This is a genomic window from Bacteroidota bacterium (genome assembly GCA_016213405.1).
Lineage (GTDB): Bacteria > Bacteroidota > Bacteroidia > Palsa-948 > Palsa-948 > Palsa-948.
Genome location: JACRAM010000032.1, coordinates 1 through 14,656, shown reverse-complemented (window position 1 = coordinate 14,656; position 14,656 = coordinate 1). Strand labels below are relative to the sequence as shown.

The 14,656-nt window shown below is 41.3% G+C and carries 13 protein-coding genes and 1 other RNA gene; 4 read left to right on the top strand and 10 right to left on the bottom strand.

Annotated elements, in window-relative coordinates:
• Positions 1-267 precede the first annotated feature (267 nt).
• The 4 genes from HY841_03690 to HY841_03675 form a co-directional block, all read right to left on the bottom strand.
• Positions 268-531 carry a hypothetical protein gene (locus tag HY841_03690; protein ID MBI4929839.1) on the bottom strand — a complete coding sequence of 88 codons (264 nt, stop codon included), beginning with the start codon at positions 529-531 and terminating at the stop codon, positions 268-270.
• A 205-nt stretch (positions 532-736) separates the two neighbouring features.
• Positions 737-3,958 (bottom strand): TAT-variant-translocated molybdopterin oxidoreductase, encoded by a 3,222-nt coding sequence (locus tag HY841_03685; GenBank protein MBI4929838.1) that lies wholly within the window; start codon positions 3,956-3,958, stop codon positions 737-739.
• 28 nt (positions 3,959-3,986) lie between these two features.
• Positions 3,987-4,376, bottom strand: coding sequence for a four helix bundle protein (locus tag HY841_03680; GenBank protein MBI4929837.1), 390 nt, complete (start codon positions 4,374-4,376; stop codon positions 3,987-3,989).
• 52 nt (positions 4,377-4,428) lie between these two features.
• On the bottom strand, positions 4,429-5,676 hold the full coding sequence (locus tag HY841_03675; GenBank protein ID MBI4929836.1) for a c-type cytochrome: 1,248 nt from the start codon (positions 5,674-5,676) through the stop codon (positions 4,429-4,431).
• Positions 5,677-5,896: 220 nt separating this feature from the next.
• On the opposite strand from HY841_03675, the gene HY841_03670 reads away from it, so the two are divergent.
• Entirely contained in the window at positions 5,897-6,310 is a 414-nt protein-coding gene (locus HY841_03670; GenBank protein MBI4929835.1) for an SPOR domain-containing protein, read from the top strand.
• 23 nt (positions 6,311-6,333) lie between these two features.
• Here HY841_03670 and HY841_03665 read toward each other — a convergent pair whose 3' ends face one another.
• Positions 6,334-7,224 carry a radical SAM protein gene (locus HY841_03665; protein MBI4929834.1) on the bottom strand — a complete coding sequence of 297 codons (891 nt, stop codon included), beginning with the start codon at positions 7,222-7,224 and terminating at the stop codon, positions 6,334-6,336.
• A gap of 156 nt (positions 7,225-7,380) precedes the next feature.
• Positions 7,381-7,778, bottom strand: a transfer-messenger RNA (tmRNA) gene (gene ssrA / locus HY841_03660).
• Positions 7,779-7,965: 187 nt separating this feature from the next.
• Between ssrA and HY841_03655 the strand changes: the two genes are divergently transcribed.
• A complete protein-coding gene (locus HY841_03655; protein MBI4929833.1) occupies positions 7,966-9,165 on the top strand; it encodes an alanine dehydrogenase in 1,200 nt (399 codons plus the stop codon).
• Here the strand turns inward: HY841_03655 and HY841_03650 are convergent, their stop codons facing one another.
• From HY841_03650 to rpsO, 4 genes are all read right to left on the bottom strand, one after another.
• Complete coding sequence (locus HY841_03650; GenBank protein ID MBI4929832.1) at positions 9,166-9,819, bottom strand: ribulose-phosphate 3-epimerase; 654 nt, start codon at positions 9,817-9,819, stop codon at positions 9,166-9,168. It abuts the gene before it with no gap.
• Positions 9,820-9,971: 152 nt separating this feature from the next.
• The gene (locus tag HY841_03645) at positions 9,972-10,841 is read right to left on the bottom strand and encodes a sigma-70 family RNA polymerase sigma factor (protein MBI4929831.1); all 870 of its coding nucleotides are present in this window, start codon (positions 10,839-10,841) and stop codon (positions 9,972-9,974) included.
• 196 nt (positions 10,842-11,037) lie between these two features.
• Positions 11,038-13,197, bottom strand: a complete 2,160-nt coding sequence (pnp, locus tag HY841_03640; protein MBI4929830.1) for a polyribonucleotide nucleotidyltransferase — start codon at positions 13,195-13,197, stop codon at positions 11,038-11,040.
• A 107-nt stretch (positions 13,198-13,304) separates the two neighbouring features.
• Positions 13,305-13,574, bottom strand: coding sequence for a 30S ribosomal protein S15 (gene rpsO, locus HY841_03635; protein ID MBI4929829.1), 270 nt, complete (start codon positions 13,572-13,574; stop codon positions 13,305-13,307).
• Between the two features lie 130 nt (positions 13,575-13,704).
• Between rpsO and HY841_03630 the strand changes: the two genes are divergently transcribed.
• Both HY841_03630 and HY841_03625 read left to right on the top strand, forming a co-directional pair.
• Positions 13,705-13,989: a hypothetical protein gene (locus HY841_03630; protein ID MBI4929828.1), complete on the top strand. Its 285-nt coding sequence runs from the start codon at positions 13,705-13,707 to the stop codon at positions 13,987-13,989.
• A gap of 38 nt (positions 13,990-14,027) precedes the next feature.
• Entirely contained in the window at positions 14,028-14,609 is a 582-nt protein-coding gene (locus tag HY841_03625; protein MBI4929827.1) for a hypothetical protein, read from the top strand.
• The last annotated feature ends 47 nt before the right edge of the window (positions 14,610-14,656 follow it).

Below are 14,656 nucleotides of genomic sequence, written 5' to 3'. Positions count from 1 at the left end.
GGACTTTCGCAAGAAATTAAAAATGGAACACGGATAACACTGATTTGACTGATTTTCACTGATTTTATCTGTGCTTATCCGTATCATCCGTGTTATCTGTGTTCTATTCTTTCTAAAAATACTTTTTTGCGAAAGTCCTAAGATGTACAGAAATACAAATCCATACAGATTTGTATCAATTTGTATTTTCGTAAATCTGTATGGTTTTGTTATCTGTACCACTTGTAGAATGTACTAATTTATCCCGTTTTATGTATAGTTTATGATTTACACCCCACCGATAGCTATCGGTGGCGTAAGTTCTTTGTTTTTTGATGTTTTGTTCGTTCCAGGCACGTGCTTTGAAGTTCCGGGCACGTGCTTTGAAGTTCCGGGCACATGCTTTGAAGTTCCGGACACGTGCTTTGAAGTTCCGGGCACATGCTTTGAAGTTCCGGGCACGTGCTTTGAAGTTCCGGGCACGTGCTTTGAAGTTCCGGGCACATGCTTTGAAGTTCCGGGCACGTGCTCGGAAGTCCCGGTTTGCTCCAACGGAAGTTCCGGTGTGCCAAACTAATGGCTTGTTGGAAGCATATTCTGCTTTGATTGAGGCATTTTTTTGCATTATTATTGTCATCTTCCTTAAATTTTCGTTACTGTTCGGGGTCGGGAGTTCGGAGTATGGAGAAAAGCAACACCGAACACCGAACTCACTCCGAACACCGAACTCTGAACTCCGAACAGTAACAAATTTTCTCTACGCATTTCTCACTTTTGTTAAATAGAAAGCATTGGGCTGAACGCCCACTTCTTCCAGAAGCAAGTATCTTCTTTCATCTTCAAAGAGTTTGCTGATTTCTGTTTCAGGATTATTCAAATCGCCAAACAGCAGTGCGTTTGTTGGGCAGGCGGTTTGGCAGGCGGATTGAATATCTCCATCTGTTAATTTCCGGTCTTCTTTTTTCGCGTTGAGTTTTCCTTCCTGAATCCGTTGAACGCAGAAGGTGCACTTTTCCATCACACCGCGTGAGCGAACAACAATATCAGGATTGAGAACCATTCTTCCTAAATCATTTCCCCAGGATGCCGGGTTCACATCGGCAAACATTTTATGGCTGTCATATTGAAACCAGTTGAAGCGCCTTACTTTATAAGGGCAGTTGTTGGCGCAATATCTTGTTCCGATGCAGCGGTTGTAAATCATCTGGTTCAATCCTTCTGAACTATGAGTGGTGGCAAGCACCGGGCAAACGGTTTCGCAGGGCGCATGGTTGCAATGCTGGCACATGATGGGTTGAAAAACAACTTTCGGATTTTCGGCAGGCGCTTCCATTTCTCTGAATGATTCTATCAAACCTTTTCCTTCTTCTTTTCCTTTCTCCTGACTCATGTCGGAAGAATAATACCGGTCAATGCGAATCCAGTGCATCTCGCGTGTATTGCGGACTTCTGTTTTTCCTACGACAGGAACATTATTTTCGGCAGAGCAGCTCACCACGCAAGCGCCACAGCCGATGCAAGAGTTCAAATCAATTGCGAGTCCCCAGCGATGACCGGGTTTATCATGAGCATCCCAAAGATTTGCTTTTGACGCTTCCACTTCGTGATAGTTTGCTGAACTGTCATGCATCGCAACAGCCACCATCGGATTCCATTCTTCTTTCGACTTGCTGTTATATGTTTCAAGATTAGTTTCTCTTACGATAGTTTCTCTTCCCATCATCGTGTGGTGAGTTTGTGTGCAGGCGAATTCGTGTTTCTCTCCTGTGGCATCGCTCACTTTCACTCCGGAAACTGAATTTTGTATCGTGCCATTCTTCCATTGTAAAAACTGATAAGCATCCACTCCAACTCCATTAGCAACTTTTCCTGCGGAAGTTCTTCCGTAGCCGAGCGCGAGACCAATTGTTCCGAGCGCTTGTCCCGGCTGAGGGAAAACAGGAACTTTAATTGATTTAGGATTAGGGATTAAGGAATTAGGATTTGAAATCCTTAATCCTGAATCCTCAATCCTTAATTCCACTATATCTCCATTGTAATCTCCTCTTTCAAGAAGGGAATATTTATCCTTCATGTCAGTTGGATTCATCGTGATGTAATTATCCCAGGTGCATTTTGAGATCGGGTCAGGTAATTCCTGCAGCCAGGGATTGTTTGCCTGATTGCCGATTCCGATTCCGGTTTTTTCGTAAAGAACAAGTTCAAAAGAGTTGGGAGTTGGGAGTTGGGAGTTGGGAGTTGATGCAATAATTTTTGCAGCATCGCTTAGCGGCATAACTTCAAAAGTTTTAGAAACTTTTGAAGTTTCATCCGCGCTAACTGCTGTATCCCCTCTCTCAACTCCCAACTCCTGACTCCCGACTACTGGAATTATTTCAGCAACACCGTTGTGAAGCGATTCATTCCAGTGTTCTGTGAATCCTAATGCAGCAGGGAACAAAAGTTTTTCCCATGTCGCCTGAATAAATGAATGATAATCAGAATTGTTTCCGCTCCACATCATCAACGTTTCCTGTGCGCAACGTGTCTTATATATAGGAGCGATGGTTGGCTGAGTGAGAGAAAATTGATTTTTCTTCGGTTCGGCATCGTTCCATGATTCGAGATAGTGATGATCCGGACAAACATAATCACACATAGAAGCGGTTTCATCCATTGAAGATGAAAGAGAAATTTTTAATCCGACTTTTTTCATTGCGTCAGCAAAACCAGGCAGTGTGTATGCAGGATTAGAATTGTAAACGATGAGCGTGTTCACTTTTCCGCTCCTCATGTCTTCCATTAAATCCGACACTTGCCCGTCATTGCCCTGATGGCAGTTGGAATAATTTTCAATATCGATGGTGTGTCCGTAATTGCCAAGAATTTTATTAATCCATCCTACTAAGGTTTGAATCGCTACATCGTTCACTCCGCAAACAACCAAAGATTTTCCTTTGTTCGCCCAAAGCCATTTTGCACAATCAGCAATTTCTTTTTCTGCAACTTTTCCAGTAGAATTATAGGTCGGTTCTCCTGCCATTGAAGCAACAGCATTGTAAAGATTTAAAACAGCAGTTCCGATTTGAGAAGGTTTCACAGGAACACGAAGGTCGGCATTGCTTCCTGTGAGAGAAAGAGTTGTTTCAAACTGAACGTGCTTAGATAAAGTTTTCTTGCCATTGTTAAGTTTTCTTCCCTGCGCATATTGCCATGCGTATTCAACAGGCGAAAGCCAGTTCACTAAAAAATCTGCGCCAAAACTTACAATCACATTCGCCTTATCGAAATTGAAAGAAGGAATTACTTCCGCTCCCATCACATTTTCATTTGCTTCAACAATAGCGTAGTAAGAAACAGCGTCATACGTTACATGTTTCGTATTCGGATATTTCGCTTTGAAATTTGCGATAACACTTTTTGTAGAAGGACTAATAACAGTAGAAGAAAGAATGCGAATGTTTCCTCCGGATAATTTAGAACTGATTTCACTATCCACGTTGTTCCATGAAGCTTCACTTCCTTTGGCAAGAGGGCTTTTCAATCTTTCAGAATCATAAAGAGAAAGTACGGAAGCCTGAACGCGCGCGCTGGTTCCTCCATGACTGATCTTAGATTTTTTATTTCCCTCAATCTTAATCGGACGACCTTCACGGGTTTTTACAAGCACGGAGCAGTAATCGTGTCCGTCAAAATAAGTGGAAGCGTAATAGTTAGCAATACCTGGAGTAATTTCTTCGGGCTTAATGAGGTAAGGAATGGTTTTGTTCACAGGAGTTTCGCAGGCAGCAAGTGTGGCAGCACCCACGGAGAAGCCCATCACCTTCAGAAAATCCCTGCGGGAAAAATCATTTGAAGAATTTTCTTCTCCCTTTACTGCAGGAACACTTTTTCTTCCAAGTACCGCTGTCGGCACATCTTCGGCAAATTCATTCTTGGCAGAATCAAGAAACTCAGGCGTTTCATTGAGTTGGTCTATCGATTGCCAGTACTTCTTCATATACAGATTAAGGATTTACGATTGAGGATTAAGGATTAAGGATTTTAACTTCAGAACCATTTGTATTTTTTGATTTTAATGTTTTGATTGAAGATGAAAAAATAGAAACTAATTCATTTGCTTCTTTCTTTAAATACTCAAGTTCCTTTTTATAGCATTTTAATTCTAATTCATCAATAAATTCTAACCAAAACAAACTTTCATCAGCTTCTTCATCTACAACTTTCAGTTTATTTAAAAAATCTGCGGAAGATTTACTTCTACAAACTGCTCTATAATTTGCGCCAACCGATGATGATGCTTTAAAAAGTTGATATGATATAATATCCATATCTTTCCCTGCGGGAAGAGTTTTCAAAAATTTAAAAACTCTTATCGAAAAATATTTTGTCCTCTTTTTTAACTCTTCCTTATTCATTATATATATGTCTTTAAAATCCTTAATCCTTAATCCTTAATCCTTAATTTTTTCAATAGTGACATTTAATACAATCCAGTCCGCCCATTTTTTCTACTGTAATGGGTTCGCCTTTATATTTTTCCTTGAGTTTAGCGTGCAAGTCGGCATAATATGGATTAGAATTCATACCCGGAACTTCCGTTTTGCGGTGGCATTCGATGCACCACACCATTGTAAGAGGAGAAATCTGCTGGGCTTCGTCAATGGTTGCAATATCTCCATGGCAGTTAATACAAGCTTGCTTGCCAACCACTACGTGCTGTGAGTGATTGAAGTAAGCAAAATCCGCAAGGGCATGCACACGAATCCATTGAATCGGATGCTGGGGTTTATCGTATTTCATGGTTGCAGCATCCCATCCTACGGCATCATAAATTTTTGCTATCTCCACTTTACCGGTCAGTGGCCCAGTAGAAATTGCTTTGTGGCAGTTCATGCAGACATTTGCGGAAGGAACTCCAGCGGTTTTTCCTTTCTCAACTCCTGAATGGCAATAAACACAGTTAATCGCCAGTTTTCCTGCGTGTGTTTTGTGAGAAAATAATATTGGTTGAACGGGTTTATAACTTTGATAAACTCCAATTCCCATTAACGCCTGATAGGCAGCTCTTGCTATCAACGCAATGCAGAGAATTCCCATCAAAGCAAGAAAGCGTTTATGTGCCGATGCCCATTTGACTGCACTAACCGGGACAGGTGGAGCTAATCCTTTCTTAGCATTAACAAGGGCATGGAGTTTTTTCTTCACACCACCAAGAACTCTTACAAGAATTATTAGAACAATCGTAACAATGAGAAGAATCGTTAAAGTATTGAATCCATGGTCTTGTTGCTGCGCTTCAGGTTCTGTGGTTTGCGCTGTTTCTTTTTTCTCAACAGGAGGAATTTTTATATACGCAATAACCGCTTTGATGTCCTCATCGCTGAGTACGCCATCAAATACTGTCATTGGCAGTTTGCCATTATCATTAACTATTTTATTGGAATAAACATCACCTGATTTCTGAAGTGTGATGTTATTTTTTATCCATTTGAATAACCACTCATCTGCCGGCTGCGGAACTCGCGATGCAACATCTTTTAATCCAGGACCAACAAGTTTTTGCTCATCAATTCGATGGCAGGCTGCACAATTTTGTTTAAATATTTTTCCTCCATCAGCTTGCGCAAAGCCAAAATTTACAGAAAGAAGAAACAGAGCGAATAGAGAAAATGATTTTAGGAAAAAATGTCTGACACTTGGGATACAACAATTCATAAAATGATTTTGGTCAATAAAAAACAAAATTTACTTTGATAATTTCCTGACAAATGTATAAGAATTATCAAATCAGGAATAATAATTTTTGAGGCTTTTGAGGAATTATTAACAGAAGAAAATAGTGAGTAATGAGAAAAATGCAAATGAATATGTATCTATAATTATGGGGTGATTTTTGATTTTTATTCAAAGCAAAGAGAATCATTACATTTGCTTTATGAAAAGGTTGTTTTGTCTTCTGTCTTCAGTCTTCAGTCTTCTGAATGCTTATTCTCAATCTGATTCGTTGAAAACACTTTCGGTTGACAGCAATATCATACAGGATAAGCGTTTGAACGAACTTGTACTTAAACATATCCTCATTAACGAAGCGAAGAAAGGCAAGATGAAGGGTTACCGCGTGCAGATTCACTTCGGACCTGAGAAAGCAAAAGCACTGGATGTGAAATCAAAATTTATTTCTCAGAACCACAAAGTGGATGCTTACCTTGACTACCAGCAACCCTATTTCAAAATCCGTGTAGGAGATTGCCGAACGAAACTTGAAGCGTACAAACTTTTGCAGGAAATTTTCAGCGACTTCCCTGGAGCATTCATCGTGAGCGATGATATTGAACTGCCGCCTCTTTAAGAAGTTTATTTTATTCTTAATTCTTACAATCCTCTTTGCCATTCCTGGCGCAGACCGGAAAATTCAGGATGTTTGAGCGCGAATTCTATTTTTTCGAGAAACAATTCCTTATCGCGCGATAAGATGCCGTTAAGAACTAAATAATTGGACGCGTGGTTGCTTCTGAAAATAGTGCCTTTGAGATGTATATTTGAAATAAATATTTTCATTTCGTTCAGCAGTGCGGGAATGCCCATAGGAATATATTCGCCCCGAAACCTCTGGATATACCTTTCGATCCCGAATGGAAAACTGAGCACCAGTACGGAAGCAAATTCCGGTTGAATTTCGTTTAAAATCTTTGCTGAGTTCAGTGCATGCTGTTCACTGTATTTCATGCCACCGACTCCTTCGAGAATAATGACCGACAGTTTGATACATGCTTCTTTTGCCAGAAGCAACCCCTCTTTTACTGAAGAAAAGGTTTCTCCTTTATCCATCATCCGCAGCACCTCGTCATCACCAGATTCGATGCCTACATATACCATGGTAAGGCCGGCCTCTTTGAGTTCTTTTAATTCTTTTTTTGTTTTTGCAAGGATATCGCGGGGCAGAGCGTAGGTTGATACCTTGCGCACCTTTGGAAAGTTCTGTTTAATAAAAGAAAGGATATTCAGAAGCCGTTTTGCCGAAAGCGCCATGGGATTTCCGTCAGCCAAAAATACTTTTCTTACATCGGGATGAATGGCAGCCACCGACCTTATCTCACGCAGTATATCTTCCTCTTTTTTTGCAGAGAATGTTTTGGTGGTGTATATTTCGCAAAAAGAGCAATGATTCCAGGTGCATCCGTAGGTTACCTGCAGGATGAGTGAATCGGCTTCGCTGGGTGGGCGGAACAGTGGCTCGTTATATTCTATAGGAAAGGAATTCATTGCCAGTAAAATAACATTTTTGATTTAAAACTTTATTAAAAGTAAAAGCAGTAGTACAAATATATCAGAAGAAGCAATAGGAGTGAAAAGAAAACCGGAACATTTTTGAAAATAAGAAAGGTGGAAAGCACACCGAAAAAAATGCGCTTTCCTGCCGAGTGGAGCCGGGGAGATTTGAACTCCCGTCCAAACAAGGGACAAAAATGCTTTCTACACGCTTAGCTACCTCTTGATTTTCGGAATGAAGCAGGCAAGGCAGCGGCCAACTTCAAACTTAGCTTCTTTAACCCGTTGGATATTATCCTACGGGTTTTAGTTTCGCTGTGACCCGAAGCTTTTCACAACTATCTTTTCATTTGCGATGCTTGATCCGGAACGCTGAAAAGAAAAAGCTTTCCGGGAAGCAGGCACTTATATTGACTTAGTCAATTAAGCAGCCATAGCGAAGTTATAGTCGCCATTTAGAATTTGAGAATTGTTATTTACGTGATACTTTCCCAACTCACGGCATGCTTACAAATTCATCCTCCTCGCTGTCAAAACCTGTCGGCCCCGTTTAGAAATTATAAACTTGTCCCGATGAATATCTGGATGAAACAAATTAAGAATGAAATGCAAACTTCAAAGAACTTAGGTAAAGTTACAAAAACAAAGTAGACAATAGACAATACACAATAAAACAAAGAAATAAAATCTACATTTGCCGACTAAAAAATAAATCAGTGTTAATCTGTGTAATCTGTGGCTAAGATTGGAATTATACGGGAAGGAAAAGTTCCACCGGATTTGCGCGTACCGTTCATACCTGAACAGTGCAAACTCATCATGGAATATTTTCCGGGAACAGAAGTGGTGGTTCAGTCAAGCCCGGTGCGAATTATCAAAGATGAAGAATACAACGATGCAGGAATTAAAGTGGTGAATGATCTGAATGATTGCGATATTATCCTCGGCATAAAAGAAATTCCGCTTAAAGAATTAATTCCGAACAAAAAATATTTTTTCTTTTCACATACCATCAAAAAACAACCGCACAACCAGGAACTTCTGAAAACAATCTTAAAGAATAATATTCAGTTGATTGATTACGAATGCCTGACCGATGAAGAATTCAACCGCGTGATTGGCTTCGGGCATTATGCCGGAATAGTTGGCGCTTATAACGGAATTCTCGGATACGGATTAAAATATAACCTCTTCAAAACAAAACGCGCAGTGGAGTGCCACGATAAAAATGAATTAATTGAAGAATTAAAAAAAATAAATCTTCCAAACCTGAAAATAATTGTAACCGGAAACGGGCGCGTGGCAAATGGCGCGATTGAATTACTCGGCTTGCTTCACATCAGGCGCATCACTCCCTATGAATTCACGCATTATACTTTCCGCGAACCTACTTACACACAGTTGGATTCATTTAACTATAATGAACGCATGGACGGCACGCCATGGAACTGGAATGATTTTTTCAAATATCCTGAAATGTATCGCTCCACTTTCATGAAATACACGCGTTGGTGCGATCTGCTGATTCATTGTTCCTTCTGGGACCCTCGCGCTCCAAAACTTTTTTCAAAAGAAGAAATGCGTTCACCCGAATTCGGGATAAGTGTGATTGCCGATGTTGCCTGCGACATCAACGGCTCCGTTCCTTCAACTTCAAAAGCATCGAACATTGCCGAGCCGTTTTACGGTTACGATTTGAAAACAGAAACAATTACTGAGCCGTTCGCTAATAATGCAATCACTGTTATGGCGGTAGATAATCTTCCCTGCGAACTTCCGCGCAATGCTTCTGAAGATTTCGGAAAAGAACTGATTGAAAAAGTTTTGCCTTCGCTCCTTGTAAAAGACGAAACAAAACTCATTGAACGAGGTACGATTGCAAAAGATGGAAAACTGATGGAGAGGTTTGAGTACCTGAAAGATTACGTTTCCTGATTACTTAACATTTTTTAATTGAGAAATAGTATCTAATGGATTCTTCGAACCAAACACCGTATTCCCCGCTACCAAAACATCCGCACTGTCTTTGATTAATTGAGGAGCATTTTTCAAATCAACTCCGCCATCCACTTCAATCAGCGCTTTTGATTTTTTTGTTTTGATAAGCTGCTTGAGATATTTTACTTTCTGAAAAGTTGCTTCTATAAATTTTTGTCCGCCAAATCCGGGGTTTACACTCATCATGCACACCAAATCAATTTCAGAAATTATATCCTGCAAAACATTTACGGGCGTGTGGGGATTTATTGCCACTCCTGCTTTCATTCCTAAATCTCTTATTGCGTGAACGGTTCTATGAAGATGCGTGCATGCTTCATAGTGAACCGAAAGATTATCCGCGCCAGCATCCTTAAACATCTGCAGATAATTATCAGGATTCATAATCATCAAATGAACATCCAGCGGTTTCTTCGCGTGTTTTTTGATCGCTTTGATGACAGGAAACCCGAAAGAAATATTCGGAACAAAAACTCCGTCCATTACATCCAGATGAAACCAATCTGCTTCTGATTTATTGAGCATCTCTACATCACGCTGGAGATTTGCAAAATCGGCTGAAAGAATGGAAGGAGCAACGAGGTGTTTCATGAATCAAAGGTAAAAACAAAATGAGAACAAATTCCAAATAACAAAATACAAATCACAAATAAATTCCAAATTCAAACTTCCAAATACAAAACATGGAGTTTGAGATTTAGTGTTTGTAATTTATTTGAGAGTTGAAGCTTGGGTTTTGATGCTTAACCAAGGTATGCTTTCAGTAATTTGCTTCTCGAAGAATGTTTTAACCTGCGAATTGCTTTTTCTTTTATCTGCCTGACGCGTTCGCGGGTAAGTGCAAATTTTTCTCCAATCTCTTCCAGCGTTTGCGCAGGTCCGCCATGCAAACCAAAATACAAACGCAGCACATCTGCTTCACGGTTAGAAAGTGTTCCGAGCGCGCGCTCAATTTCTTTGCGGAGCGATTCACTGAGCAACATGCCGTCAGGTTTCGGATTGTCTTCACTGGTGAGCACTTCATACATATTGCCCGCGTCATCTTCGCTGGAAAGAAGCGGTGCGTCCATGGAAATATGCTTGCCTGTGTTGCGAACTGAATCTTTCACATCATCAAGAAGAACGCCAAGTGTTTCGGCAATTTCATCGTGAGTGGGTTCGCGTTCAAATTTTTGTTCGAGTTTAGAAAAAACTTTATTTACTTTATTAATCGAACCGATTTTATTAAGCGGCAACCGTACAATTCTCGCCTGCTCTGCCAGTGCCTGAAGAATGGATTGCCGAATCCACCACACTGCGTAAGAAATAAATTTGAATCCGCGTGTTTCGTCAAAGCGCTGTGCGGCTTTTATCAAACCGAGATTGCCTTCGTTGATAAGGTCGGGCAAACTCAATCCCTGATTCTGATATTGCTTGGAAACAGAAACTACGAAACGAAGATTTGACCGAACCATTTTGTCCAGCGCTGCGATATCTCCTGCATGAATTTTTTTTGCAAGTTCCACCTCTTCCTCGGCAGTGATTAATCCCTCGCGGCTGATCTCATGCAAATATTTTTCCAGCGAAGCGGTTTCGCGGTTGGTGATTTGCTTGGTTATTTTTAGCTGACGCATGGTCGCAGAAGAAATCGGAGTTTAAATGTACACAATATATTGTTTCATAAAAACAGGACAAATGTATGCGTACAAACGGAATGAGCAAATAATTTGCAAGGAAAATATAAAACGTCATTGCGAGCGAAGCGAAGCAATCTCACAAAAAGATTGCTTCGTCATCCCGAAACGGGATTCCCCGCAATAACGAATTTAATTATGCCTGCTGCTCCTTCCGCTCAGGTCTTGGAATCAACGCTTTTCTTGAAAGCCGGAGTTTGCCGGTTTTCTTGTCAACTTCGAGAAGCTGAACCTTCACCTGGTCTCCTTCTTTCAGGATTCCATCCAGCGTATCCAAACGCCTGTGGTCAACTTCTGAAATATGCAGGAGCCCTTCTTTGCCTGGCATGATCTCTACAAATGCTCCGTAAGGCATTATACTCTTAACCGTTCCCATGTAAATTTCTCCTGCTTCAGGAACGGAAGTGATGCCTTTTATTTTCGCAACCGCTTTGTCAATTCCTTCTTTGTTATCAGAGAAAATGTCGATCATTCCTTTTCCGTCTTTTTCTTCAATCACGATAGTAGTTCCTGTTTCGCGCTGAAGTTCCTGAATTATTTTTCCGCCAGGTCCGATCACAGCTCCAATAAATTCTTTTGCGATAACAAGCTGAACAATTCGGGGTGCGTGCTCTTTATAATCTTCTCTTGGCTTGGACAATGTTTTTTCCATTTCAGCGAGAATGTGCAAACGACCTTGTCTTGCCTGATCGAGTGCTTTCGCCATCACTTCGTAAGGAAGTCCGTCCACTTTCAAATCCATCTGCGTAGCGGTGATTCCGTCTTTCGTTCCTGTTACTTTGAAATCCATATCGCCCAAGTGATCTTCATCACCGAGAATATCTGAAAGCACAGCAAACTTTTTATTGTCAGTGATCAGTCCCATCGCGATTCCAGAGACAGGTTTCGTAATCTGCACGCCCGCATCCATCAATGCTAAACTTCCCGCGCAAACTGTTGCCATAGAAGACGAACCATTTGATTCAAGAATATCAGATACAATACGAATCGTATATGGATTATCAGGAGGCATCACTTGCAAGAGCGAACGCTGTGCCAGATTTCCATGACCCACTTCTCTCCGGCTCGTTCCGCGCATCATTTTCACTTCTCCTGTTGAGAACGGAGGGAAGTTGTAGTGAAGCATAAAATTTCTTTCTGCCTGAATCACAGCTCCGTCAATAGTTAGCGTATCCATTTTTGTTCCGAGCGTTACGGTGGTGAGCGATTGTGTTTCTCCTCTGGTGAATAATGCCGAACCGTGCGTCATAGGGAGATATCCTACTTCACTTGTTATCTGGCGGATGTCAGTTGTCTTTCTTCCATCCAAACGGATTCCATCATTGAGAATTACATTGCGGCATGCTTCATTTTCCAAAGCGTGATAATATTTTTTAGCGAGTTTCTTTTTTCTGTCTAATTCTTTTTCTGATAAGACTTCAAAAGTTTTTAAAACTTTTGAAGATTTAATACATTCATCGAAGATTGCTGCGAATAATTTCTTGCGCTCGTGCTTGTTTGCATTTCCTGATTTAGCAACTGCATAAATTTTATCATAAGTCGTTTTGCGAATATCTTCTTTCAATACTTCATCTTCGGCAGGAGCAACAATGGCGCGCTTGGGTTTTGCTCCGACTTTCTTTACAAGTTCATTGATCGCCTCAATTTGTTTTTTGATGGCTTCGTGCGCAAACTTGATGGCTTCGAGCATATCGGCTTCAGAAACTTCTTTCATCTCACCTTCCACCATGGAAATGTCCTTGAAAGTTGCACCAACAAGTAAATTAAGAGTTGCTTTTTCCAGTTCTGAAATATTAGGATTGATAACGAGTTTGCCGTCAATCTTTGCCACGCGCACTTCTGAAATGGGTCCGTTAAACGGAATATCAGAGAGCGCGAGCGCTGTAGAGGCAGCAAGACCGGCATACGCATCGGGCATAATATTTCTATCGGCAGAAATAAGATAAATCAAAACCTGAGTTTCATTGCGGTATCCATCGGGGAAAAGCGGGCGGAGCACGCGATCTACCAATCGGCTGGTAAGAATTTCGGTATCAGAAGGACGAGCTTCGCGCTTGAAAAATCCACCGGGGATTCTTCCTGCGGACGCAAATTTTTCCTGATAGTCAACAGATAAAGGGAAAAAGTCAATGTCTTCTTTTGGTGTTAAGTTTGAAACAACGGAAGCGAGGAGCATGGTGTCTCCGATTTTCACTACGACAGAGCCATCGGCTTGTCGTGCAAGTTTTCCGGTTTCGAGTGTTACTGTTCTGCCATCTCCAAGGTCGAAGGAGTGGTTGATTGCTTTTGGTATCATGGTTAAATAGGTATAAGGTATAGGGAAATAGAGGTATAGGGGAAATACACATAGCGTATTAGGTATTCGGGAATTGCCCATATACCTTATACCCTATACCACTTGTATTACTTCCTGATTTCAAGTGTCTTTAAAAGCGCGCGATACTTTTCAAGATTGGTGCGCTTCATGTAGTCAAGCAGGTGCTTGCGCTTGCTTACGAGCAAAAGAAGAGAGCGCTGCGTGGCTTTGTCTTGCTTGAAACGGTTAAGGTGCTCGGTGAGGTGATTGATGCGGTGCGTGAAAAGGGAAATCTGCACTTCGGACGAGCCGCTGTCTTTGTCGGATTTGCCGTGCGTTTTTGCGAATTCCTTTTTGAGTTCTTTGGTTACTGGCATTGTTGTCAATTTGTGCGGAAGCCATTCTTCCGCGTTATTTTTATTTTTTGTTTTTAGGAGGGCAAAGATAATAGAATATTTCAGATGTAAGAGGTAAACTCTGAACGGAACGGACAAGTAAAATGGCAGAGTGGGCAGTCAGATTATGAATACTGGTGTGCGGATTGTGAATATTGTCGTTGGAATTATAAATATTGGATTTGGAATTAGGAATACTGGCGTTGGAATTGTGAATATTGGCGTTGGAATTAGGAATATTGGTGTTGGAATTGTAAATATTGGTGTTCAGAACCTAAAAATTTTCGTTCTGATGTGGAATAGTTGTGTTTCGATTGAAGGTTTGCCCTCTCTCTGTATCTCTCCCCTAAGGGGGGGAGGGAGAAAAGCTTGGGAGGAAATTTTTTTGGCACATTAGTTGTTTTCTACAATGAACAACAATTAAAAAAAATTAACATGCCACTAAAAACTGAACGCCCGCAACCGGAATATCGCTGTACGCAGCAGGAACTTTATCAGGTGTGTTTGCTCACTTGGGGTTCTTATCTGGAAAATGTTTCGGACTTTACAAACGAAAATACAACTTACACACTTCTCTTGGGACAAAACAATCGGGCAGCTGTGCTGGCGGCAAAGGCGATGCCGGATTTTCAGCAGCGGGATGAGGCAAGTGAGACGCTGGGGGTTGAGTTGAAGGAGGCGGCTGATGAGTGTTTGATTAAGTGGCAGAGTTTGGAGGGATATATCAAAAAAGGTTTTAAGGAGAATGTGTGGAAGGCGAAATTGGAGGGTGCGGGCAGCGCGCATTATGAGAAGGCGGGTAATAATAATTGGGAAGAGGTGAGTGCGCTGATGGAGGCGGGGAAAAAATTTATTGCAGACCATGCGGCTAAGTTGACTACTCCAGGTGGAATGCCTGCGGGTTTTGACGGGGTGGCGGGATTGTTTAATGACCCCGGCATGAACTCCCTGTGGTCTTGCCACAGGGATGAAATGCCGTTGCGCGAAGCGCAAAAGAGTATGTTTACTTCATGGTAGACACGAGCGAGGAGATATGGTACTGGCATCACAATGTATCGGAGTGT